The organism is Streptomyces sp. NPDC002680, assembly GCF_042889145.1.
In the GTDB taxonomy this organism is placed as follows: domain Bacteria; phylum Actinomycetota; class Actinomycetes; order Streptomycetales; family Streptomycetaceae; genus Streptomyces; species Streptomyces adonidis.
This window is the reverse complement of the sequence record NZ_JBIAQP010000028.1, coordinates 1-22,775: the sequence shown is the minus strand read 5'-3', so window position 1 is coordinate 22,775 and position 22,775 is coordinate 1. Positions and strand designations below refer to the sequence as shown.

General features: G+C 66.6%; 20 protein-coding genes and 3 pseudogenes. 16 read left to right on the top strand and 7 right to left on the bottom strand.

What is annotated here, in order from left to right; genetic code table 11:
- Positions 1-34 precede the first annotated feature (34 nt).
- Positions 35-475 (bottom strand): hypothetical protein, encoded by a 441-nt coding sequence (locus ACFYXF_RS47555; protein ID WP_389359822.1) that lies wholly within the window; start codon positions 473-475, stop codon positions 35-37.
- Positions 472-2,109 (bottom strand): GMC family oxidoreductase, encoded by a 1,638-nt coding sequence (locus ACFYXF_RS47550; RefSeq protein WP_389359820.1) that lies wholly within the window; start codon positions 2,107-2,109, stop codon positions 472-474. The genes ACFYXF_RS47555 and ACFYXF_RS47550 overlap by 4 nt, the downstream gene beginning before the upstream one ends.
- Positions 2,110-2,936: 827 nt before the next feature.
- On the opposite strand from ACFYXF_RS47550, the pseudogene ACFYXF_RS47545 reads away from it, so the two are divergent.
- The 4 genes and pseudogenes from ACFYXF_RS47545 to ACFYXF_RS47530 all read left to right on the top strand — a co-directional run.
- Positions 2,937-5,194: pseudogene (locus ACFYXF_RS47545) on the top strand (methylmalonyl-CoA mutase family protein); the annotation flags it as partial.
- A 50-nt stretch (positions 5,195-5,244) separates the two neighbouring features.
- A complete protein-coding gene (locus ACFYXF_RS47540) occupies positions 5,245-6,105 on the top strand; it encodes a 3-hydroxybutyryl-CoA dehydrogenase (protein ID WP_389359818.1) in 861 nt (286 codons plus the stop codon).
- Between the two features lie 201 nt (positions 6,106-6,306).
- Entirely contained in the window at positions 6,307-7,263 is a 957-nt protein-coding gene (locus tag ACFYXF_RS47535) for an alpha/beta hydrolase (RefSeq protein ID WP_389359816.1), read from the top strand.
- 98 nt (positions 7,264-7,361) lie between these two features.
- Positions 7,362-7,772: pseudogene (locus ACFYXF_RS47530) on the top strand (acyl-CoA dehydrogenase family protein); the annotation flags it as partial.
- 166 nt (positions 7,773-7,938) lie between these two features.
- On the opposite strand, the gene ACFYXF_RS47525 reads toward ACFYXF_RS47530, so the two are convergent.
- Both ACFYXF_RS47525 and ACFYXF_RS47520 read right to left on the bottom strand, forming a co-directional pair.
- Complete coding sequence (locus ACFYXF_RS47525) at positions 7,939-8,280, bottom strand: transposase (protein ID WP_389359814.1); 342 nt, start codon at positions 8,278-8,280, stop codon at positions 7,939-7,941.
- A 203-nt stretch (positions 8,281-8,483) separates the two neighbouring features.
- Positions 8,484-9,281: an alpha/beta fold hydrolase gene (locus ACFYXF_RS47520; RefSeq protein ID WP_389359813.1), complete on the bottom strand. Its 798-nt coding sequence runs from the start codon at positions 9,279-9,281 to the stop codon at positions 8,484-8,486.
- A gap of 261 nt (positions 9,282-9,542) precedes the next feature.
- Here ACFYXF_RS47520 and ACFYXF_RS47515 point away from each other — a divergent pair, with 261 nt between their 5' ends.
- The 4 genes from ACFYXF_RS47515 (at position 9,543) to ACFYXF_RS47500 (ending at position 12,911) form a co-directional block, all read left to right on the top strand.
- On the top strand, positions 9,543-10,625 hold the full coding sequence (locus ACFYXF_RS47515; RefSeq protein ID WP_389359811.1) for a zinc-binding dehydrogenase: 1,083 nt from the start codon (positions 9,543-9,545) through the stop codon (positions 10,623-10,625).
- A gap of 161 nt (positions 10,626-10,786) precedes the next feature.
- Positions 10,787-11,566, top strand: a complete 780-nt coding sequence (locus tag ACFYXF_RS47510) for an HpcH/HpaI aldolase/citrate lyase family protein (RefSeq protein ID WP_389359809.1) — start codon at positions 10,787-10,789, stop codon at positions 11,564-11,566.
- Between the two features lie 256 nt (positions 11,567-11,822).
- Positions 11,823-12,620, top strand: a complete 798-nt coding sequence (locus ACFYXF_RS47505; protein WP_389359807.1) for an ISAs1 family transposase — start codon at positions 11,823-11,825, stop codon at positions 12,618-12,620.
- Positions 12,621-12,785: 165 nt separating this feature from the next.
- Positions 12,786-12,911: a hypothetical protein gene (locus ACFYXF_RS47500; RefSeq protein WP_389359805.1), complete on the top strand. Its 126-nt coding sequence runs from the start codon at positions 12,786-12,788 to the stop codon at positions 12,909-12,911.
- Positions 12,912-13,250: 339 nt separating this feature from the next.
- Here the strand turns inward: ACFYXF_RS47500 and ACFYXF_RS47495 are convergent, their stop codons facing one another.
- Positions 13,251-14,159 (bottom strand): TIGR03619 family F420-dependent LLM class oxidoreductase, encoded by a 909-nt coding sequence (locus ACFYXF_RS47495; RefSeq protein WP_389359803.1) that lies wholly within the window; start codon positions 14,157-14,159, stop codon positions 13,251-13,253.
- Between the two features lie 433 nt (positions 14,160-14,592).
- On the bottom strand, positions 14,593-14,895 hold the full coding sequence (locus ACFYXF_RS47490; protein WP_389359801.1) for an antibiotic biosynthesis monooxygenase family protein: 303 nt from the start codon (positions 14,893-14,895) through the stop codon (positions 14,593-14,595).
- Positions 14,896-15,318: 423 nt separating this feature from the next.
- On the opposite strand from ACFYXF_RS47490, the gene ACFYXF_RS47485 reads away from it, so the two are divergent.
- The 7 genes from ACFYXF_RS47485 to ACFYXF_RS47455 all read left to right on the top strand — a co-directional run bounded on the left by ACFYXF_RS47485 (position 15,319) and on the right by ACFYXF_RS47455 (position 21,306).
- The gene (locus ACFYXF_RS47485; protein WP_389359799.1) at positions 15,319-16,686 is read left to right on the top strand and encodes a homogentisate 1,2-dioxygenase; all 1,368 of its coding nucleotides are present in this window, start codon (positions 15,319-15,321) and stop codon (positions 16,684-16,686) included.
- Positions 16,687-16,839: 153 nt separating this feature from the next.
- A complete protein-coding gene (locus tag ACFYXF_RS47480) occupies positions 16,840-17,583 on the top strand; it encodes an Asp/Glu racemase (RefSeq protein ID WP_389359797.1) in 744 nt (247 codons plus the stop codon).
- A 16-nt stretch (positions 17,584-17,599) separates the two neighbouring features.
- On the top strand, positions 17,600-17,812 hold the full coding sequence (locus tag ACFYXF_RS47475) for a hypothetical protein (protein ID WP_389359795.1): 213 nt from the start codon (positions 17,600-17,602) through the stop codon (positions 17,810-17,812).
- A gap of 15 nt (positions 17,813-17,827) precedes the next feature.
- Positions 17,828-19,099 carry a hypothetical protein gene (locus ACFYXF_RS47470; RefSeq protein ID WP_389359793.1) on the top strand — a complete coding sequence of 424 codons (1,272 nt, stop codon included), beginning with the start codon at positions 17,828-17,830 and terminating at the stop codon, positions 19,097-19,099.
- A gap of 97 nt (positions 19,100-19,196) precedes the next feature.
- On the top strand, positions 19,197-19,472 hold the full coding sequence (locus tag ACFYXF_RS47465) for a YciI family protein (protein WP_389359791.1): 276 nt from the start codon (positions 19,197-19,199) through the stop codon (positions 19,470-19,472).
- A gap of 115 nt (positions 19,473-19,587) precedes the next feature.
- On the top strand, positions 19,588-20,610 hold the full coding sequence (locus tag ACFYXF_RS47460; protein ID WP_389359789.1) for an AraC family transcriptional regulator: 1,023 nt from the start codon (positions 19,588-19,590) through the stop codon (positions 20,608-20,610).
- Between the two features lie 309 nt (positions 20,611-20,919).
- A complete protein-coding gene (locus ACFYXF_RS47455; RefSeq protein WP_389359787.1) occupies positions 20,920-21,306 on the top strand; it encodes a nuclear transport factor 2 family protein in 387 nt (128 codons plus the stop codon).
- Between the two features lie 50 nt (positions 21,307-21,356).
- Here the strand turns inward: ACFYXF_RS47455 and ACFYXF_RS47450 are convergent, their stop codons facing one another.
- Positions 21,357-21,992, bottom strand: a complete 636-nt coding sequence (locus ACFYXF_RS47450) for a TetR/AcrR family transcriptional regulator (RefSeq protein ID WP_389359785.1) — start codon at positions 21,990-21,992, stop codon at positions 21,357-21,359.
- A 445-nt stretch (positions 21,993-22,437) separates the two neighbouring features.
- Here ACFYXF_RS47450 and ACFYXF_RS47445 point away from each other — a divergent pair.
- Positions 22,438-22,612, top strand: a pseudogene (locus tag ACFYXF_RS47445) (enoyl-CoA hydratase); the annotation flags it as partial.
- Positions 22,613-22,775: the final 163 nt, after the last annotated feature.

Here is a 22,775-nt window from a genome sequence, read left to right as displayed (position 1 = left end):
GTCTCGTCTCCTGTGACGGCGCGGATGGGGCCCGTTACTGGGGCGTGGGCACGTAGACGGCGCCACGTGCCACCACCGGAGCAACGAGCTCGTCCGAGCACACCTCTTCCGGTGTGGCGAGCGCGATGGGGCGGCGGCCCTGCCCCGGATAGTCGAGCGCGGAGCGCACGTCACGGGACATGTAGTAAGCGGACTGCAATGCGAAGACCACCTGCTCAAGGTCCTCCCCCGCCCAGCCCTCGATGTCGGCGAACGTGCACGCCTCCGAGTCGGCCGCAAGTTCTCCGACCCTGTTGACGAGCGGCTCGAGCCGCGGGTCGGCCTCCAGCACCTGGTCCAGCAGTTCCAGGTGAGCGCCGACGGCCCGCCCGGACGGCAGCGTGCTGGTGCCGGGGAGCAGCACGTCGATGATCAGTGACAGACCATCGCGAGTCCGGTCGGCGATCGTGATCTTGCTGTGAATCCGCATGGTCACACCGGGACTTTCTGAATGCTCGCGGTATCCATCAGGTGCTCCACCGCGCGGGCCGCGAAGGCCACCACCGTCGAGGTCGGGTTGACCGACGAGGAGGTCACGAACACGCTGCCGTCGAGGACGAAGAGGTTGGGGACGTCATGGGCACGGCCGAACTGGTCGACCACCGAGGTTGCCGGGTCGTCGCCGCACCTGGTCGTCCCGAGCATGTGCCAGCCGACACTCGGCATCCACGGCACGACCTTCGTCTCGATCGCGCCGGCGGCCCGGTGTGCCTCGTGCATACGCTCCACGTTCCACTCCAGGTTGCGCACGCTGTCCTCGGAGAGGCGGTACGTGATCTTCGGCGCCGGGACGCCGGAGCTGTCGACCATGTCGGGGCTGAGGGTGACGGTATTGCTCTCGTCCGGCAGGTCCTCGATGGACGCCGCCCACTCGAAGGCCCGGCCGAGGGTCCGCTCCACGAGTGCCTGGCCCGCGGCACCGGTCCGTTGGGCGACGGGCAGGTCGGCGTACCTCGCCAGGAGCTCCATCGGGCCCGGGATCGCCATCGCCGACCACTTGGCGCCGCGGGCGAAACCGCGGCTCAGGTCGGTCTCGGCGAACTGCAGCGAGTAGAGGTTTGCGCCGAACGGGCCGAGCCAGCTCTCCAACTGCTCCTCGTAGACGCCCATGACGCCGACGAACGGGTGCATCATCAACCGCTTGCCCACCAGACCCGACGAGTTCGCGAGGCCGTCGGGGAAGAGGTTGGAGGCCGACAGCTGGAGCAGACGTGGGGTACCGACACCGTTGGCGCACACAATGACCACCGCTGCGGACGTGTGGTGCTCCGCGCCTGCGGCGTCGATCCAGGTCGCGCCGTTGGCGAGGCCAGCCTTGTCGACCGTCACCTCGCGCACGCGCGCCTCGGTGATCAAGGTGACGCCCGCGGCGAGGGCCGCCGGCCACATTGCGATGTCGAACGACCCCTTCGCGCCTTCGGGACAGCCCGACATACAGGTGCCCCAGCGCGCGCAAGCGCCCCGGTCGCCGTGCGTCTTCGTCACGATGGCCTGGGTGGAGGGCCACCAGTGCCAGCCGAGCCTGTTCATGCCCTCGGCCGCCTTCACACCGATCCGGCCGATCGGAACGCCCGGCATCGGAGGCCTGACGGTCGGCGGGTACGCCGGGTCACCCGGGCGCCCGGAGACGCCGACCATCTCATCGAGCAGCTCGTAGTACGGCTCAAGGTCCTCGTAGGTGAGCGGCCAGTCGTCGGCGAAGCCGTACAGGCTGCGCACCTGGAAGTCGGAGGGGACGAACCGGGGCCATTCGGCGCCGTAGAAGATGCTACTGCCGCCGACGCCGTTGAAGTTCAACGGGTGCACATCGGCCTCGGACACGTCGCACGGGTAGTCCCACGCGCTGCGACGTACGTTGGGATCCGCTGACCACGAACTCGCGAGCAGGACGTCCCGCTCCGGTTTGTCGCTCGGGTAGTCAATACGGTTCACCCAGCCGCCCTGCTCCAGGCAGGTGACCCGGTATCCGCCTTCCGCGAGGATCCGCGCTGCGGTGGCTCCAGAGGGGCCCGCCCCGATGACCACGACATCCGTAACCGCCTTGTCCGGCGGCTGCCCGACTACTGTCATCTGAAGTCTCCTCGGTGATCCACTGCGCCCTTCCGTCCTGCTGGCCCCTGCTGTCGGTGAGGGTGCTCACTTGCGAGGCAGCCTAAGAAGCCTGGTCCAGGGCCCGAACGGTGAGTTGTACAAATCTCCCGCGCCACGGCGGTGAGAAGTCCAAAAACCTCGCCGCGCAAAGTCCGGGACACGCAAGTGGGCGACCGTCGCTGTAGGCTCGCGGCCCGCAGCACCTCGGTCACCCGCTCCGCACGGGGGGTCCCTCGCAGTTACCACACGGTGGGTAGTCCCTCGATGAGATGCCAGCGTGACGCGTTCCATTGACTGACCACGATTGCGGAGCCCCGATCGCACACCAGGGTCCGACGCGTGCGGGTGTCGTAGGCGGGCCAGGCCAGGTCCGCGGTCGAAGGATTCCCGCCCCGGGCGAACGCGCCCCAAGCGTGCATCATCCGGTCGGCATCGCACAGCCACGCGCTTTCCATCGCAACCGCATGGCGGGTGCTCAGGCGGCAGCCGTGCTTGAGGTAGGTCTCGCATCACAGGTGCCCTGCACCGTTGTCCACCACGCGGGATATGTCACACGACGATCACCTTCTGCTATTTACTAGGACGTCCTAGTATCCCTGGAGTCGCCGTCCCCCGCCCTGTCCGGGAAGGTCCCCATGCCTGAACTGCATCACCCCGTGCACCCCGTTCGCCTGGTCACCGCTTCGGCCCTGTTCGACGGGCATGACGCGTCGATCAACATCATGCGGAGGATCTTCCAGTCCCAGGGCGCGGAGGTGATCCACCTCGGCCACAACCGTTCGGTGCAGGAGGTCGTGGACGCGGCGCTGGAGAAGATCGACATGCTCGACTTCGCCGATGTGGTGGCGATCAACAAGTTCGAGCGGCGCGGCGCCAAGGACGCCCTGCGCGATGTGGGCCGTCAACTGGTCCGTAATCGTGAGGCGTTTGCCAAGCGGCCCGAGGACGTGACGGTGTACGGCACCTCGGCGGCCACCTTCAACGACGACGGAGTCACCGCTCTACCAGCACCTGAAGTCGTCCCTTGCCGAGCAGGGGCTTCAGCTGTCCGAGGGCGCGCTGGCACCCGTCGACGTACGCCACTCCTCCGGTATCCGCCAGGTCGTCCCGGCGGACCGGGTGCGCTATCTCGCTGAGATCACCGCGACCGTGCGCGGCTACCACGCCGACACCGAGCGGCTGGCCGAGGCGGCCCGGCGGGTGCAGCGTCTGGCAGCGGTACGGGACGAACTCGCCAAGGCCGGCTCCGACGCCCAGAACGTTGAGTCGTTGCTCGACGGCGCCCGCAGGCAGCTCCCGCACGAGGTCGGTGAGCAACTCGAGAAGTGGCCAGCGATCGTGGCCTCCTATTCCGGCGACGAGCAGGTGGTGATGGTCCGGGACAAGGAGATCCGCACCAAGCTGACCCGCGAGTCCCTCTCCGGGAACCGCATCCCGCGTGTCGCCCTGCCCCGCTTCACCGACCACGGAGAGCAGGTCCGGTTCTGGCGCCGCGAGAATCTGCCGGGCCACTTCCCGTTCACGGCCGGTGTGTTCCCCTTCAAGCGTGACGGAGAGGACCCGGCACGCATGTTCGCCGGCCAGGGCGACCCGTTCCGCACCAACCGGCGTTTCAAGCTGCTCTCCGAGGCCAGCCCGCCACCCGGCTGTCCACGGCCTTCGACTCCGTCACTCTCTATGGCCGCGACCGGACGAACGCCCCGACATCTACGGCAAGGTCGGCACCTCCGGAGTCTCGGTGGCCACCCTGGATGACATGAAGGCGCTCTACGACGGCTTCGACCTGGTCGCGCCCACCACCTCGGTGTCGATGACGATCAACGGGCCCGCGCCGACGATCCTGGCGTTCTTCCTCAACACCGCGATGGACCAGCAGCTCGAGAAGTTCCGGGCCGCCGAGGGCCGTGACCCGTCGCCCCAAGAGGAGGCGGAGCTGCGGGCACACGCGCTGGCCAACGTGCGCGGCACCGTTCAGGCCGACATCCTCAAGGAGGACCAGGGCCAGAACACCTGCCTGTTCTCCACCGAGTTCTCCCTGCGGATGATGGCCGACATCCAGGAGTGGTTCATCGCGCACAAGGTCCGCAACTTCTACTCGGTGTCCATCTCCGGCTACCACATCGCCGAAGCAGGCGCGAACCCCATCAGCCAGCTCGCCTTCACCCTCGCCAACGGCTTCACCCACGTCGAGGCCTACCTCGCCCGCGGCATGCGTGTCGACGACTTCGCCCCGAACCTGTCGTTCTTCTTCTCCAACGGCATGGACCCCGAGTACTCGGTCCTCGGCCGGGTCGCCCGCCGCATCTGGGCCGTCGCGATGCGGGACTGCTACGGGGCGAACGAGCGCAGCCAGAAGCTCAAGTACCACGTGCAGACCTCGGGCCGCTCCCTGCACGCCCAGGAGATGGACTTCAACGACGTCCGCACCACCCTGCAGGCGCTCATCGCGATCTACGACAACTGCAACAGCCTGCACACCAACGCCTACGACGAGGCCGTGACCACCCCCACCGAGGACTCCGTTCGCCGGGCCCTGGCCATCCAGCTGATCATCAACCGTGAGTGGGGCCTGGCGATGAACGAGAACCCGCTGCAGGGGGCGTTCATCATCGGCGAACTCACCGACCTGGTCGAGGAAGTGGTGCTCCAGGAGTTCGAGCGGATCAGTGAACGCGGTGGCGTGCTCGGCGCGATGGAGACCGGCTACCAGCGCGGCCGCATCCAGGACGAGTCGATGCTGTACGAGCAGCGCAAGCACGACGGCTCCCTGCCCCTGATCGGCGTCAACACCTTCCGCAACCCGCACGCCGACACCGCCGAGCCCGGCGTCGTCGAACTTGCCCGCGCCACCGAGCAGGAGAAGCAGTCCCAGCTGGAGCGTGTAGGCACCTACCAGACGGGCCACCGGGACGAGGCGCACACCGCCCTCGCCGCCCTCAGGGAAGCGGCGATGGGAGGCCGCAACGTCTTCGCCGTCCTCATGGACGCCGCCCGCTTCTGCTCCCTCCAACAGATCACCGACGCCTTCTTCGAAGTCGGCGGCCAGTACCGCCGCAACGTCTGACCTCACCAACCGTCAGGCACGCACGCCTTCCCGTACAGATAGGACCTCAAGTGGAACCCATCACCCGTCTCGGCGTCGTGGGCTGTGGCCTCATGGGCTCCGGCATCGCCGAAGTCGCCGCCCGCCACGGCCTCGACGTCCGCGTCGCCGAAGCCACGCCCGACGCCGTAGCGGCAGGCCGCCGCCGTATCACCGCCTCCCTCGACCGAGGCGTGCGGCGCGGCAAGCTCACCGAGGAGCAGCGGGACCAGACCCTGGCCAGGCTCTCCTTCACCCACGATCTCAGCGAGATGGCCGACCGGCAGTTCGTCGTCGAGGCCGTCGCCGAGAACCGCGACATCAAGACGGACGTGCTGCGCGCCCTGGACAAGGCGGTTGAGGACTCCGAGGCCGTCCTGGCGACCAACACCTCGTCCATCCCCATCGTCGACCTCGCCGTCGCCACCGAGCGACCCGGTCGGGTCATCGGCATGCACTTCTTCAATCCTGTCCCCGTGCAGCGGTTGGTCGAGGTCATCCCCGCGCTCATCACCTCGCCCGCCACCGTGCAGCGCACCCGTGACTTCGCCGAGCAACTCGGCAAACAGGCCATCCAGGCGCCCGACCGGTCCGGCTTCGTCGTCAACGCGCTCCTGGTGCCCTACCTGCTCAGCGCGGTCCGCATGGTGGAGTCCGGCGCCGCCCGCCCCGACGACATCGACCAGGGCATGGAACTCGGCTGCGCCCATCCCATGGGCCCGCTCCGCCTGCTCGACCTCATCGGCCTCGACACCGCCCAGGCGGTGGCCGAGTCCATGTACGAGGAGTTCAAGGAGCGCCTGTACGCACCACCCGCCCTGCTGCGCCGCATGGTCGCCGCCGGCCACCTCGGCCGCAAGAACGGACGCGGCTTCTACATCTACGACGCCTGAACTCAGCGCTCGTGACGTTCTTACCGGCCCGGCTGAGCACTGACAGCGACCCAGCGTTTTCGACACCTGTAGGAGGCGTCGTGGCATTGTCCCTCGCTGTGTTCGTAGTGAGGCGCGTCAGTCCTCGCTCATTCTGCTGTTGGTGCGAATCACAAGGGCTGTACGTCAGCCGACCGTCGCCAAGAAAGAGGTAGCCCGCCAGTGCCCCGATCCCAGGCAGCTGCGAGAGAACTCGAGCGCGTCGACCTCACGCACGGGCAGGTCGATGAAGCCGTAGAGTGGGACAACTTCTTGAAGCTCAATATCTCGGGCAAGGACAAGGCGGCCTACGCTCTGTCCTACGACAAGAATTCCGACTACTCGCTGTGTGCCGACTCACTCCCGCAGCCTGAGGTGCCGACCGGGCAGCTCTACCACTTCCGCTGGATCAGCCACACTGTTTACCCCGGCGTATCACGCAGTGTGTGGCTCTACCTCCCGGCGGGTGCCGAGCAAGCGAGCAGCGTCAATCTGTCGGTCTTCCAGGACGGACCGGACTACTTCGGCCCGTTGGTGAACGCGACCACGGTGCTCGACAACCTCGTCCACCGAGGGGAGATCCCGATGACGGTGGGTCTGTTCGTCGCGCCGGGCGAGCAGGGCCCCGGGTACCCGCACTTCGGGGGTGGCCACAACCGGAGCATTGAGTACGACTCGGTGAACGCCGACTATGCACGGTTCCTCGATGAGGAACTGTTCCCGGTGGTGCGGGCGCGGGTGGCATTGACCAGCGATCCTCGAGGACGCGTGATCTGTGGTATGAGTTCAGGCGGCGCATGTGCCGTGACCGCCGCATTTCACCGGCCCGACGTGTTCGGCAACGTCATCTCTCACTGTGGAAGCTTCATCAATATCCGCGGCGCACACAATCTGCCATCCATGATCCGCCAGTCGCCGCACAAGCCGATCAGGGTCTGGCACCAGAGCGGCAGCCGTGACGTGGATGTGATCTTCGGGAGCATCCCGATCGCCAACCACGACATGGCTGCAGCGCTCAAGTACCGTCGCTACGATTCGGTGTTCGAGTTCGGGACCGGAGGGCACACCCTCCGTCACGCCGGGGCTGTTTTCCCCGAGACGCTGCGCTGGATATTCCGCGATCAGGCCGAGGATCGCTAGGCCGGCACTCTGTTGCCACCAATAATTCCTGCACGCTCGTGCCATATTCATGACCGGAGCAGAGATGAGGCGTCTGCGCCAGGAGTCACGACTTCGACCTGTACCGCCCGTCCGAGGAGCACGACATGCTCCGGGACGCGATCCGTTCACTGGTGGAGGCGAAGATCGCGCCGTACGCCGCCGCGGTCGACGCGGAGGCCCGTTTCCCGCAGGAGGCGCTGGACGCGCTGGTCGCGAGCGACCTGCACGCGGTGCACGTGGCCGAGGAGTACGGCGGCGTGGGCGCCGACGCCCTCGCCAAGGTGATCGTGATCGCGGAAGTGGCGCGCGCCTGCGTCTCCTCGTCTCTCATCCCCGCGGTGAACAAGCTGGGCTCGTTCCCGGTGATCCTCTCGGGTTCCGAGGACCTGAAGAAGAAGTACCTGGCGCCGCTGGCCAAGGGCGACGCGATGTTCTCGTACGCCTCGTCTACCTGGCCTGCAGCCTCAGCTGATGGCGAAGGCGTTCGAGAAGGCCGGCTTACGACCTGGTGATCTCAGGCTTGGCCTCCACCGACGGCACCGTCGGCGTGGCGAGGCGGCATCGCCGTCGCGGCGCCCTCAGGCGGGCGGCGATCTTCTTGCCCTCCGCGGAGTCCATGGCCGCCGCCCGGCCGCGCCTGGTGTCGAGGCCGTACTAGGTGACCAGGTGCGTGCACATCGCGTGCAGCCAGTACAGCGTGCCGGCCACGCCTACAACGGACTCGTCGGCGTATGCCACCGGGGCTGTGGCCAGATGTTCCTTGACCTGGGTCTCGAAGCCTGCGACGCCGTCGTGGGCACGGGCCAGGACGGAGATGACGGTGCCGGTGGAGGTGGGCAGGCCGAACAGGGCGTCCATCGCCTCGGCCAGGCGTTTGGCCGACAGGTGCTGATAGGCCGACGAGTAGCAGATCGCGGCTCGTACCCGGCCCCGCACACGGTGGCGGCAGCGGCCTCCCCGGGAGCCGTCGCGGTGGTGGTGTGTCCGCAGCCGCACACCGCTCGGTGCAGCCGGCGCTCGGTCACCTCAGGTGCGATCTTCGGCAAGTCGAAGGGCTGGCGGGCCCGATAGCCCACGCTCATCACCCCGTCCAGGCCGGTCCCGCAGCATCCGCACGTGGCGTGATGGTGCTCAACGACTACGTCCGGATCGGCGACCTGCTCCAACTGCGGCGACCCCGGGTTCCGGCCGGACGTTGCTTATCGATTCGCGTCGACGAAGTCGAGCAATTGTCGGTTGAAGTCGTGCGCTTCGGTGACGTGCGGTGAGTGTCCGCTGCGCTCGAAGACCGTCAGTCGGCCATCGGGCACCTCAGCTGCGAACCACTCCATTCCTCCCACGTCGTAGTAGGGGCTGAGTCGCCCTGTCACTACCCAGGTGGGCACCGAGATGCGAGGCAGAACGTCGCGCCAGTCCGCAACGAGATGGTCCAGCCGCAACGGCGAGACCTTGTCGTGGTCGAACGTCTCCTCGGTCATTCCCATTGCGGCGCCCTCTGGCATCGGAGGCTCAAGTTCTGGCTGTCCCAGAACTGCGCGCATGTAGGCGATGTCGTAGACGTTGTCCCAGCCGAGGCCCTGGGCACCCCAGGACCAGTGCTCGTCATTGGTGAGCTTGGGAGACTGCTCGATGGCGACGAATCGTCTGACCGGCGCGACGCCCGAAATGGAAAACATGGCGAGCGAGGCGGACACGCCCATCGAGTGCGCCACGAGGGTGACGTCGTCCAAGTCGAGCAGGTCGATCAATTCTCGAAGATCCTGTCCGAGACGCACCATCCGAAGCCCGTGACTCGGCTTGTCCGACGCCCAGTGTCCCCGTTGATCGAGTGCCACGACCCGATGCCCGGCGGCGAGGAGGGCCTCTCGCTGGAACTCCCAGTGGCCGCGGAGACCGTCGTAACCGTGGACCAGCAGAAACGTGCTGCCGCCGCCCTCGTCGTCGTAGACGATCCGCACTCCGTCCGAGGTCGTCATCGTGAGGTCGGTGCCTGGCATGAAGGGTTCCTTTCGGGGTGAGTGCGCGAGGTTCCTGCCGCTTTCACGGCCGAACCCCTCACCGCACAACTATCTTCCGCGCCTCCATCCGCAACCACCTCCCCCAGTCGAGTTCCGAGCGCCTGGAGTAGGACAGCTGTAGGAACGGCACCGGCCTATCGGGAGCGGTGGCCGACGGTTGCGACAATTGTCGGAGCGCCGGTAAGGAACCTTCGTCACCGGGCGGTGGTCGGCGGGCGCCGTAGCATCGAACCTCAAAACATGCGTGCAGTTGTCAAGAAGGTTCCCGGCCGTGGATGCGAGTACGTCCTTGACCAGACGGAGGCTGAGCTCCGGCCGGGCGAGGTGAGGGTGGAGGTCGCCGCGGCCTCGGTGTGTGGCTCTGACGCTGCCTTCTTCGAGTCCGGTTTTGCCGGCGGCGATGTCGAGATGACGTTTCCGCGCACGATGGGCCACGAAGTCGGCGGCGTTGTGGTCGAACTCGGGCCGCACACGGCCGGAATTGCGGTTGGTACACCGGTCGCGGTCGAGACGCATCTGCACTGCGGCGAGTGCTTCAACTGCCTTGCAGGCGACGGGCACAACTGTGCCCGGCTGAAGTTGTTGGGCGTCACGGTAGATGGCGCGTTCGCCGAGCGATTCGTGGTCCCGGCACGAAGCTGCTTCATTCTCCCCGACGGGATCGATCCCAAGGTCGCCGCACTGCTGGAGTCCGCTGGAAGCGCCATGCACGGCGTGCTGCGATCGGGGGTCAATCCGGCTGGGGCATCTGTGCTCGTGACGGGAGCGGGTCCCATCGGCCTGGTGGCGGCACAGATCGCCTACGCCTTGGGAGCGCGTTCCGTGGTGGTCGTCGAGCCGAACGCCTACCGGCGCGCCATGGCTGAACGGGTGGGCGCCGTGGCCGTCGGCCCCGAGAGCGACCCGCGGGAGGTCGCTGACGGGATGACGCGCGTACGGGGAGGCTTCGACCTGGCGTTGGAATGCTCCGGCGCGAAGTCGGCGCTGGTCGGCGCTCTGGAAACGGTCCGCCGCGAGGCCACGGTTGTTGCGGTGGGCCTGGTGAAGGAGCAGTTCCCGCTCGATATCAGCAAGGTACTGATCTCCCATGGTGTGACCCTACGAGGCAGTTGGGGGCGGTCCATCTGGGACACCTGGCATCGGCTGGCCGCGTTGGTGGTCGCAGGGAAGGTCGACCTCGAGGACCTCATCACCCACCGGCTCCCACTCAGCGGCCTTCCGCAAGCTCTCGACCTCATGCGCGGCGAGGCGGGCAAAGTACTCCTGGACCCGTCGCTCCCGGACTGGGATCAGCCAGAACTCCATCTCGCCGCAAACGCATAGTCGTCGCCCGGCAGTTCGGGCCTATGGAGCAGAGGTGATCCAGGACTCCCACTCCGTCCTGCCTCTTGAAGGGAGTCATCCCCAAAGTGCAGGGCTGGGGGCCGGACGATTCTTTTTACCAACGACTCATTTCCCTGACGCGGTCAACGAGAGGAAAGCAATTGAACGAGAACCTCCGAAGCAAGTTCGCAAAGAACGAAACTGCGTACGGACTGTGGGTCACCTCTGAGTCAACAGCGGTCACGGAGGTGGCGGCGATCCTCGGTATCGATTGGCTCTGCATCGACATGGAGCACGGGTACTTGGACCACCGGTCGATCGCCGGACACCTGACAGCGGCTCGCGGCACGGGGATGACCGTCCTGGTACGTCCTCCCTCACATGACCTCGAGCCGATGAAGCGCGCCCTCGACCTCGGCGCACACGGGGTCATCCTTCCCTTGGTCAACAGCGCTGCGGAGCTTCGCGCCGCTTCCGACCACTTCTTTTACCCCCCACTCGGCCACCGCGGCATCGGTGGTGAGCGCTGCGTGAAGTGGGGGCTTGACCTTGAGTCCTACGTTCGTAGCGCCAACGAAGACCTGCTGCTGATTCCGATGATCGAAACTCAACGGGCATACGAGAACCTGGACGAGATCCTCGCGGCTGACAAGATCGAGGCCGTTTTCCTCGGACCCGGTGATATGTCCGCCAGCCGAGGTGCAGTCGGCGAATGGGAGGGGCCAGGAGTCGCTGAGATCAACCTCGACATCGTGCGCCGGGCTTCCCGGAGAGGAATCCGAACTGGCATCGTCGCTCGAAACACCGACGAAGCGATCACGCGCGTTGACCAAGGATTCGGCATGGTGTCGCTGGGTTCGGACATCGGTTTGATGATTCGGCAGATCGAGTCGATGAACGAGGCATTGGGGCGGAAGACGGTCGCTCACCGCTGGTTCTGATCAGTCGCCGTACCGGGGCTTGAGTGTTGTCGCGTGACGCCCAGTTCGTGACAATCTGTCAGCTCGGCGGTGCCCCGGAACGTGACAGGCACGGCTTCCAAGATCATGGGGTTCTCTACGCCCCGTGATCCGAGTCGAAGACCGTGCCTGCCGACGCATCGCTGATCCCGCCCGCCCTTGACCAACTCCGCGAGCATCCCGACGTCGTATCCGGGGTGTCCCGGGCCTGCTGGAGCGGCTGGAGCGGCTGGCCGAGGTGCCGGACCCGCGGGATCCGCGCGGGGTGGGCCACCGCCTCGCCGTCGTGCTCGCACTCACCGCGTGTGCCGTGCTCGCCGGGGGCGACCTCGCTGCAGGCGGTCAGCGAGTGGATCGCCGATGCCGCGGCACACGTCCTCGAACAGGTCGGCGTCCACCCCGATCCGCTTCTGCCCAGGCGGGTCCTGCCCGCCGAGGCAACGATCCGCTCCGGCTGCTGGCCCGGATCGACGGCGACGCCCTGGACCGAACCGTCGGATGCCGGCTCGCGGATCGCCGGTCCAAGATGACCGGGACCGCCTGGCTGCGCGGCCTGGCCGTGGACGGCAAGAGCCTGCGTGGCGCGGCCAGGGCGAAGGGCCGCAAGATCCACCTGCTCGCCGCGCTCCGGCACGCCACCGGCCTGGTCCTGGCCCAGCTGGATGTCGGCGAGAAGACGAATGAGGTCACCTGCTTCCAGCTGCTGCTGGACACCGGCGCCGACCTGGCAGGAACCGTCGTCACCAGCGACGCGATGCACACGCGGCGCGAGCACGCCGACTACCTCCTCAGTCGGCGGGCCCAGTACATCGTGATCGTCAAGGGCAAACCAGAAGGCGCTGTGCCGACAGCTCAAGTCCCTTCCCTGGAAAGACATCCCGCTTCGGGGACGCACCCGGGGCATCGGCCACGGCCGCTCGGAGATCCGCCGGATCAAGGTCGCCACCCTGAACAGCCTCCTCTTGCCCGGAGCCCGCCAGGCCGTCCAGATCAAGCGCCGGCGCACCGACCGCAAGGACGCGCAAGGCCACCGTGAAAACGGGTTGCACCGTCACCAGCCTGACCGCCGGGCAAGCCACCGCGACCCACCTCGCCGAACTCGTCCGCGACCACTGGAAGATCGAGGCCCCGCACCATGTCCGCGGCACCACCTTCGCCGAGGACGCCTCCCAGCTGCGGACCGGCACATTGGCCCCGCGCGATGGCCACCTGGCGCAACCTCGCCATCGGAGCCCTCCGCACGGCCGGAGCGAAGAACACCGCGGCCGACCGCCGCCCCAACGCCCGCGACCCTCGCCGCCCCCTCGCACTCCTCGGTCTCGGATGATCGCGAACCGGACGTCACGCGACTACGCCGAAGCCCTGACTACCGGGCCCGGCGGTGGGTGAGGCGCAACAGGCGTTCCTGGCCAAGCTCTTGGAGCAGAACACCCTCATGATGTCTGGTCCGTTCAGTGACGGCCGGAGGGTATGGCCGTCCTGCGCTGCGACTCTCTCGAAGAGGCACAGGACATCTATCGAGAAAGCCCCGTCGTCCGCTCCGGCGGTGCGACGCTGGACGTGCGCGAATGGAACGTGATGGTGTGACTCGACGCGGCGGTGATGCCGCGGGCGCTGCCCTGACGCGGGCAGCCGCGCGACGTCAGGGCAATATGGCCGGAAAGGATCAGCGCGTCAGTTCCAGTGTCCGCTGGACCATTTCCAGCGCCTGGTCCACATGGTCGGCCATGTACACGAAATCCGCGAAGACATGGTCGACATCCGTCTCGTCCCGCGTCCGCAGGACGATGTCCACGACATCCTCCACCGTCGACTCGGCCGACGGGCTGATCCGCAGCGCCGCACCGATGCTCGCCGGGTCTCGGCCCTGGTCCTCGGCCATCCGGCGCACCTGTTCCAGTGGCCCGCTCACTGCGCCCACCGGGTCGAACTTGAACCCGGGGTGCGGCGTCACCGCCGGCAGGATGCCGTCCGCCCGGCGGGCCGCCCTCCGCTGCGAGGCCGGCCCGAAAGCGGCCAGGTAGATGGGTGGCCGAGGACGCTGGACGGGCTTCGGCCCAATATAGGCAGCAGGGATGGAGTAGTGCGTGCCCTGGTGCTGCTCAATGGGATCGGTGGCTGACACCGTCTCCAACACGTCCAGGAACTCATCCAGCCGCGCGCCTCGTTCCCTCCAGGGCACACCCACGCCCTGATACTCCTCCGGTGACCAGCCGGTCCCGAAACCGGGGAGCAGCCGCCCCCGGCTCACCACGTCGATGCCGCTCAGCGACCGGGCCAGCAGCAGCGGCGAGTACCAGGGCGCGGTGAGCGTGCTTGTGCCCAGCAGCACCCGTTCGGTGGCGGTGGCCGCCACGGACATCGCCACGAACGGATCGAGCAGGGCGTTCATCTGCCACGGGATCGGAGTGCCCGGGCCCGCGTAACCCACGGTGGGATTCACCGAGGCCAGGACACGGTCACCGACCCACAGACTGGCCGCACCGAGTTCCTCGGCCTGCCGGGCGAAGCGCGCCACAAGGTCGAGTTGTTTGGCCATCGCGCCGTACTGGGGGAGTGAAAAACCTATGTTCATGCGTACTCCCGTAAGGAAGGGGTCGAAGAGGTCAACAAGGAAAGATGACACTTCAACTAGCCTGGCATGCAAGCCCTTTCACTGGTTGGCGCGCCCTCCGGGAGTGGCTTTCGGCCAACGCTCGGCGAGGATCGTCCGGCCGGGCGTTTTGGGGAGCTCGGCCGCCACCTCCAGGTGTGGTCGAGATCGGTCCGCTGGGTCGGGGCTTCTGGCCCGCTGGCCGGGAGTGGGCGACGCGGACCCGCCAAGGAGAGTTCCGGCTGATCGGGAGGCTGCCGTGAGCTATCCATATCCGCCAGAGACGGTGCGTCCCGTTGAGGAGTAGGACGGAACTGAAGGTCAAGGGCGTCATGCTGTTGCCGTCCTCACCCTGGAGCGGCACCCCTGAAAAGGCTCAATAACTCCGAAGACGCCGATTGCCGGCTCTGCCGGCTCAGAATCCGTCGATCACGGTGCGGGCGTGGAGCATCTCGGGAGGTCCAGCGAGGAAGGGTGCAACGGCTTCGGAGAGCTTGGCGAACGCCTCGGTCTTCATGAACACCTCGGTGTGGTGCTCCAGCGACTGCCAATGGATGCACAGGAGGGCAACTCCCTCCTTGTCGACGGCCCGGAGCAGCTTCACGTCCAGGCAGCCCTCGGCCTCCTGGAGAAGGGGCAAATGTGACCGGAGGGCGGATTCGAACTCATCCTGGTCGCCCTCGGCAACCGCCAGCTGAGTAACTTCCCAAACAGTCATTTCCTGCCTCCTGAGTCAATATTTCGCTCGAATTTGAAGTCGTGGATGCGAACGCCAGTGTGCGTCGAACTTGCTCGGGTTGGATTCGCAAGCCGTACTGATAAGTGTCTATCAGAGTGTTTCTTGGAGGGCAAGTGACTGGCATGCAGGGGCAGGTAGGGCGATATTCTGGGCCGGATCGCGAGGTCTGAGTCCGGGTGGCGAAAAGTGGATAGCGCGCGTCGCAATCCGACTGGTCGCCAGGGTTCGTCTGTCCTAACCTCGACATAGTGATAACCATCTATCACTTGCCTGTCGCCCTCAGAGGTGTAGACGGGCTGTGATCGGCGGTCCGGCCGTGCGGGGTTCCAGCTGCGCGGCGTGAACGTTGCGTCCGCAGAGCCGAGCACGTCGGACAGAGTTCAACGCGAAAGGTCGAGGATCATGACCATCTCCCAGGAGACGACCACAGAAGCCGCAGTGCGTGAGCGGGCCCGCAAGAAGGCGGCTTCGCTGACCTACTCCACCGGCTTCGGCAACGAGCACAGCAGTGAGGCCCTGGTCGGTGCGCTGCCCGTGGGGCGCAACAATCCCCAGCGCCCCGCCTATGGCCTGTACGCCGAGCAGCTTTCCGAGACGGCGTTCGCCGAGCCGCGGCAGAACACCCGCCGCACCTGGCTGTACCGCATCCGCCCGTCGGTCGCGAGCCCGCGGTTCGAGCGCACCGACCACCCGACGCTGCTCACGCCGCCTTTCAGGACTCCCGTCGAGCCGAACCTCAAGGCCTGGGAGCCCAGGCCCGCTCCGGCCGCGGGCACCGACTTCGTCTCCGGTCTGTGGACCCTGGGAGGCAACGGTGACCCCGGCGAGCGTGCCGGCATGGCCATTCACTTCTACAGCGCCGACACCTCGATGACCGACCGGGTGTTCCGCAACGCCGACGGCGAACTGCTGATCGTGCCCGAGCTGGGAGGCCTGCTCATCCACACGGAGCTCGGCCTGCTGGCCGTGGAGCCGGGTGAGCTCGCCCTGATCCCGCGGTCGATGGCGTTCCGGGTCGAGATCCTGGGCGCGGCCGAGGGCCAGGACGGGTCCGGGTTCGTCCGTGGGTGGGTGTTCGAGAACTTCGGTGCGGCGTTCTCCCTTCCGGAGCTCGGCTATATCGGCACGAACGGCATGGCCAACCCGCGAGACTTCCGGGTCCCGGCCGCCGCCTACGACGACTCCGCGCGGCCGGTCGAGGTGGTCCACAAGGTGGCCGGGAGCCTGTGGAAGGCGACGTACGACCACTCACCGCTGGATGTGGTCGCTTGGCACGGCAGCAGCGTCCCCTACGTCTACAACATGCGCCACTTCCAGGTCATGGGCAGTACCAACTTCGACCACCCGGATCCCTCGCGATTCACGGCGCTCACGTCGACAACCGCCTCGCTCGGCCTGAACAACATCGATTTCGGCATCGTCCCTCCGGAGTGGTCCGTCCAGGAGGACACCTTCCGCCCGCAGTGGTTCCACCGCAACGTGAGCACCGAGTTCGTCGCTGTCGTCCAGGAATATGCGCAGGCCGGCGGTTTCCGGCGAGGCATTTCGGGCCTGACCAACATGCTGACCCCGCACGGATCGGGAGCAGACATCTGGACGGCCGCCACCAACGACGACCTCGCGTCCCCGTTCAAGGGCGACGGACTGATCGTCGTTGTTGAAACGCTGCGGCCGATCTACCTCACCGATCAGGCCGCCCAGGCAGTCGCCGACCTCGACGACGAAACGCTGAGCGGTAACAACACGCTGCAGAGCAACTTTCGCTACTGAGCATTCTCATCACGGCAGCGGCGCTCCGGACGCGGCCCCGGCGGGCGTTTACTCCCGGGGCGATGCCCGGCCAGGAAGGTGACGGCGTCCGGGCCCGCGACCGGCGGGTCTGCCGGCCTGTCAAGCGCGTCCAGTAACGGAAGGTGAAGTGCAGTGAGTTCGTACCGTGTGGGCCTGCTGGTGCCCAGTTCCAATACGACGATGGAGACCGAGGTCCCCGAGGTGCTGCGGCGCGTCGCCGCGCGCACCCGTGATCGGTTCACGTTCCACTCCAACCGGATGCGGATGAAGACGGTCAGCGCGGAGGAACTCGCCGCGATGAACGCCGATGCCGACCGGGCGGCGGTCGAGCTGGCCGACGCGGCGGTGGATGTGATGGCGTACGCGTGTCTGGTCGCCATCATGTCCCAGGGCCGGGGTGCGCACCGTGAGATCGAGGAGCGGCTGACCAAGACGGCGAAGGACGCGGGTGCCCCCGTGGATGTCGTCTCCAGCGCGGGTGCGCTGGTGGCCGGGCTGCATCACTTGGGCGCCCGCAAGGTCTCCATCGTCACGCCGTACATGAAGCCGCTGACGGCGCTGGTGGCCGACTACATCGAGGCCGAGGGGGTCGAGGTGCAGGACGCCATCAGCCTGGAGGTGGACGACAACCTCGCCGTCGGCCGCCTGGACCAGACCCGGCTGCCGGAGATCGCGGGCCGGCTCGACACCCGCGGGGTGGACGCGGTGGTGCTCAGCGCCTGCGTGCAGATGCCGTCTCTGCAGGCCATCCCCGCCGCGGAGAATGCCGTCGACCTGCCAGTCGTCACCGCAGCCACCGCCACCTCTTGGCAGCTACTGAACTCACTCGGCGCCTACAATCCGGCCCCCGGTGCAGGCGCACTGTTCCGCGGCTGAGGTCGGGATGACACCGGTGGCGCGAACCGTACTTCGGCACTGGCACCTTCTCCGTCGCACCGCGGACTACGACAAGTTCCTGTTCCTCCACAACGGCACGTTCAGGCCGGGCGACCGCATCGGCATGGAGGACGTAGGAGTGGACGCCGTGCGGCCTTCGCCCCGCATGTCGCGCGCCAAGGCCGCGAAGGGTCAGGGAAAGCAGCACCGGCCGAGCTGGACAACGTAATGAAAAGGACGAAAAGTGACTGAAGAGAAGCGAATCAGCGCCACGGCCATCGGCGTCATCGATTTCCCTGCGCTGCCGGCCGGGACCGAGACGACGCTCATCCCGGTGGCCGCCGACGACGATGCGGGCTCCCGTGGCGTCCTCTACGCCCGGGGCGGTGAGCGGACGGTGGTCATCACCGCGCACCCCCGTGGCGACATGACCCGGCACTATGCCGCTCCGGCGGTCCTGGAGGCCGGGTACGCCTTCTACGTCCACTCGCCGCGGAGCCTGAACAACGACGTCGACATCGAACACGAGCGGCTGCTGCTCGATCTCGCGGCAGGGCTGAAGCACCTGAAGGACGAGCGTGGCTACGAGAAGATCGTGCTGCTCGGCAACAGCGGTGGCGGATCGCTGCTGACGTTCTACCAGCAGCAGGCGACCACGCCCTCGCCGGGGAGGCTGACGGATACCGCGTCCGGGGACCCGCTGGACCTCAACGCGGTGGAGATGCCCAAGGCTGACGGCGTCGTCCTGCTCGCCGCGCACCCCGGCCAGGGTTCTTTCATGCTCACCTCCATCGACCCGTCGGTGATCGACGAGGACGACCCGCTGCTGGTGGACCCGGAACTGGACATGTACAACCCGGCTAACGGTTACCGCCCGCTCCCGGAGGGGAGCAAGTACTCCGCGGACTTCCTCGAGCCCTACCGAGCGGCGCAGCATGCCCGGGTGGCCCGGCTGGACGCCCGCGCCCACGCGCTGATCGCCGAGCAGAACCGCTACAAGCAACAGATGCAGGAGCCGGGCTTCGCGGACCTCCCGCTGGAGGAGCAGCACTACATCACCCGGCGCGCGCTGGTCGGCCAGTACATGGTCGTGCACCGGACCGAGGCCGACCCGGCGTTCACGGACCTGAGCCTGCACGCGTGGAAGTCCACCCGCAAGCCCGGCTCGATCCTCGGTGCCCGCCCGGACCAGGTCAACTACGCGGCCTCCGGGTTCGGTCGGCTCGTCACGCCGCGCGCGTGGCTGAGCACCTGGTCGGGGCTGTCGACCCGGGCCAGGCTCGCGGAGAACCTGAAATCGGTCCACGAGCCGCTGCTCATGATCAACTACACAGCTGACAGCCTCTGCTTCCCCGACGACAACAAGGCACAGTTCGACGCCACCCCGGCCGAGGACAAGACCATGGACTTCGTGGACGCCGACCACTTCACCACCGATCTCGCGAAGCGGGCAGAGGCTCTCCAGCTCGTCGTCGACTGGCTCGCCCCGCGCTTTCCCGCGGCGAGCAACGCATGAGCGATTCCTCCGTCGGGTGCGGGCGCCTGCGGCCGCACCCGACGGAGGGGCAGAGCCACCACCACTGACTCGGCGGACCCAGGAATCAGAGACCGACGTGAAGCACTTCGCCGTGACGCTCACCTTCGTCAAGGGAGCCCCGGGCCCGGGGGTGGGCAAGGCTCAGGGGGCGTGGCTGACCAAGCTGTACGAGCAGAACACCCTCACGCTCTCGGGCGGATTCGCCGATGGCGGCGGTGACATGGCCGTCCTGCGCGGCGACACCCTCGAAGCAGTGCAGGACCTGTACCGGGACAGCCCCATCGTCCGTGACGGCGGCGCGGCATTCGTAGTGCGCGAGTGGAACATCGTGTTCGGGGTGGTACAGGGCTGACCGCGACGTTGCGTGACGGCTTGTAAGCCCGTGGGGTGGGCCGTCTCTGTTCGCCCGGTGCAGCGAGGCAGAATGGTATCCATTTTTCGGGAATTTTCACGGTGAGGGGCTGTTGATGTCTACTGACGTCGATCTCGACATTGCCCAGGGTGATTGCGTGGACCAGCTTTCGGATGAGGTACAGGGCGAGTTTCAGACTGCGTCGGCCTCGGACGCCGACGAAGCCGCTGTGATTCTGAGCAGCGCGTACATCGATAGCACTGTCACAGCACCCCAGCGCGCTGGGATGCGGATGCGCCTGCGGAGTTTGGACTTTTCGGCGGTCAAGCTCGTCGATTTTTCGATCACTGCGTCGACGGTCATCGGCCAGCCGGCGTCGTTCTACGTGTTGCCGACGGTGTTGGCGGGGCGGGCAAATCTGACGATCGGCGATGCCATGAGGCAGGTGCCGCAGGTGTGGGGGATGGTGAATCCGCCCGGCAGGCCAGTGCGAACCGAGTTCAGCGCCAGCTCCTGCAAAATGCTCACGGTCGTGCTCGATGCGGTCGCGCTTGAGAATGAACTCTCGGTCATGCTCGGCCACATTGTGACGTCACCGATCAAGTTCCGTGCGGACTTCCCGCCTTCGCAACGTTCCGGCGGCCACTTCCTGCACGCCTTGGAGCTTCTGCGATCGCAGCCCGTGGCACTGGCGGCGATGGCGGAGAACCCGGTGATGGCACGACACCTGAGCGGTGTGCTGATGGCAGGCGTCCTCCTGGAATTCCCGCACAACTTCTCGGAGGCACTGGCTCGTCCAGCCGGATTTCAAGGACCACGGTCCATCAGAGCCGTTATCGAGGGGATCGAGGCCGACCCGCTCAGGTTCACCAGAGTCAGCGATCTCGCCGTGCTGGCCAACCTGAGCGTACGCGCACTCGAGAACGGCTTCCGCTCGCATCTCGGCACCTCGCCGATGCACTACGTGCGGGGTGTGCGTATGGCACGTGTCCACGAGGAGCTCACGCGGAGCGACCCGGACGAGGTGACGGCCACCACGATCGCTCACCGTTGGGGCTTCAGTCACTACGCCCGTTTCACGGCCGAATACCGCGCGCGCTACGGATGCTCGCCGGCTCAGACGTTGCGATCGAGGTAGCAACCCGCCGAACCGGGGTGCCGGTCGTGCAGCGGGGTGTGGCCGGGGCGGGTTGCCTCGACTGCTTCCGCGCTACGCGGCGAACCCCGCGCGGCGGTTGGATTCACGTATACGGCTTTGCCGCGACTGTCCCTGGCGACCCAGCGCACCTGCTGTCGTGCCTCAGACCATGGGGCCGTCCAGTGTTACTCCCCGAGTCCTTCGGCCTGGGGATCGCCCCCCCCGAGGGCCTGAAGCCGATCGACGTGGTCGCAGAGATGATGACGGCGCCGGCGTACCCAGGCACCGGATCACGACAGGAGAGACCATATGCAGGACACCCGAAAGTTGTTCTCCGTGGAGAAGGTCGCCGAGCTCTTCGCCGCGACCGACCGCTTCGATGTAGCGGTCACCTCCGAATTCTTCCACGACGACATCGAGATCGTCCTGGGCAACAACGAACCGGTGCGCGGGAAGGCCGGCCACGCGAGGCTGTCCGCTCAGGTCAAGAACCTGCTGAAAGGCATACGTCACGAGATCCATGACGTGTGGCAGGCCGCCGGGGACGACCAGACCATCATCGCGGCGATGACAGTCCACTACACACGGCTCGATGACAACGTAGTAAGCGTCCCGTGTTCCAACATTTTCCGGCTGGAAGACGGCCTCATACGCCACTACCAGGTCTACGTGGACATGGCGCCGGTCTTCGCTTAGGTCTCCCGGATTGCGGGACGGTCTCGAATTCGGGGGCCGCGGCGCCCTTCTCACCTACCGCGCCGAAAGGGGTCGACGACGGCTTCAGCCGGTGGAAGCGGCTCGGCTGGCGTCAGCGTCAGTGACTCCAGCACCAGCGTCAGATAACGCCTCCATCCCTCACTGTCCTGACGGAATGTCGGCACGACGGCCAGCAGCATGCAGAGGATCCGGAACGTGTCCTTCTCCGGGTCGATATCGGCTCGCAGCAGACCCTGCTTCTGCGCTCTGCAGATCATGCGGTTCAGCGGGTCGAGAAACGTCGACTGGATGATTTCCAGAGTGATCCCCGCCGGGAAGGAAAATCCGCTTTGGCTTGCCGAACTCAAACCCGCTTCGAAGGCAATGCGGACCCCTTCTCGAGGGTCTGGTTCGCGTTCTGCCCTGGCCATGGCCGGAGCCATATCGGTCTCAAAAATGTCCATTACGACCCCGCGAAGCAGGTCGTCTCGCGTGGGGAAGCGCCGATAAAGAGTCGCTACCCCGAGGCCTGCCGCCCGGGCGACATCATCCGCAGATGCCTGGGGGTTCTCCCGGAATACCGCACGGCCGGCGTCAAGAACGCGCCGGATATTCCGGGCCGCGTCACCACGCAACGAAGGGCGACTGGCATCAGAGGTATTCGTCTTATTCTCTTCCCTGGGCATGTTCGCCAGGCTAGCAGAATCGAGGGGACGCCGCGTCTGCCCCCCTCTTAAGTGTGACCCTTGCCCAACGCGGTCTCCCCGTGCTCCGGACTGATCTTCAAGCAGGCGCACTGCAACCAATGATAAACTATTAGTTGCTCATCGGTCACGCAATTGCCACGGTGGTCGATAGTTTCTAAAAGGTCCGACTGATTCGCGCGGATGGAATAGTGAGCGGATCGCATTCCACGGCTTCGGAGCCGTCGGCGGGAGAGCTAAGTGACCGCCCCTTCGTGGGCCTGGAGTATCGGGCGTCTTCCCGATCACGCAATGCCCCTGTCGACGCCACAGCCTTGAAAAAGGCCACGGCGCTGGCGGCGGGCGCCGAGCCCGCCGTCTGTGCCGTAGAAGCCGCCTCACGTGCCGATGTCGCCGACGCCTACCCACCACGAACAGGCTCGGGTTGTTGTGCCCGACTGGCCGCACCATGGACGCAGGCGAAGCCAAGCGGGCCGGGCTGGTCCCCCGTGTCGTCCCAGCCGACGAGCTGATCGCCGAGGCATTGGCGGTCGCGGGTCGCGGAGGCCGTGGCGGGAATGTCGTTGCCGGTGGCCACGATGGCCGAGTCAGGAGTGGGTCGATGCCATGGGCAGCCCCGGTCGCACGTAGCGGTGAGTCGCGATCCCGATTCGGCCCGGCTCTTATCGCCCTTAGAACGGCTAACACAATGATCCGAGTTGTCGGTGGGTGATGAGGCAGCAGGCGAGTTTGAGGAACGCTTCGTGGATGTCGGCCCTGCGTTCC

Coding starts and splice junctions, on each gene's coding strand:
- ACFYXF_RS47550 (WP_389359820.1), bottom strand. CDS start 2,109: ATGACAGTAGTCGGGCAGCCGCCGGACAAGGCGGTTACGGATGTCGTG.
- ACFYXF_RS47520 (WP_389359813.1), bottom strand. CDS start 9,281: ATGCCAGGCACCGACCTCACGATGACGACCTCGGACGGAGTGCGGATC.
- ACFYXF_RS47515 (WP_389359811.1), top strand. CDS start 9,543: ATGCGTGCAGTTGTCAAGAAGGTTCCCGGCCGTGGATGCGAGTACGTC.
- ACFYXF_RS47500 (WP_389359805.1), top strand. CDS start 12,786: ATGGCCACCTGGCGCAACCTCGCCATCGGAGCCCTCCGCACGGCCGGA.
- ACFYXF_RS47495 (WP_389359803.1), bottom strand. CDS start 14,159: ATGAACATAGGTTTTTCACTCCCCCAGTACGGCGCGATGGCCAAACAA.
- ACFYXF_RS47490 (WP_389359801.1), bottom strand. CDS start 14,895: ATGACTGTTTGGGAAGTTACTCAGCTGGCGGTTGCCGAGGGCGACCAG.
- ACFYXF_RS47485 (WP_389359799.1), top strand. CDS start 15,319: ATGACCATCTCCCAGGAGACGACCACAGAAGCCGCAGTGCGTGAGCGG.
- ACFYXF_RS47460 (WP_389359789.1), top strand. CDS start 19,588: ATGTCTACTGACGTCGATCTCGACATTGCCCAGGGTGATTGCGTGGAC.
- ACFYXF_RS47455 (WP_389359787.1), top strand. CDS start 20,920: ATGCAGGACACCCGAAAGTTGTTCTCCGTGGAGAAGGTCGCCGAGCTC.
- ACFYXF_RS47450 (WP_389359785.1), bottom strand. CDS start 21,992: ATGCCCAGGGAAGAGAATAAGACGAATACCTCTGATGCCAGTCGCCCT.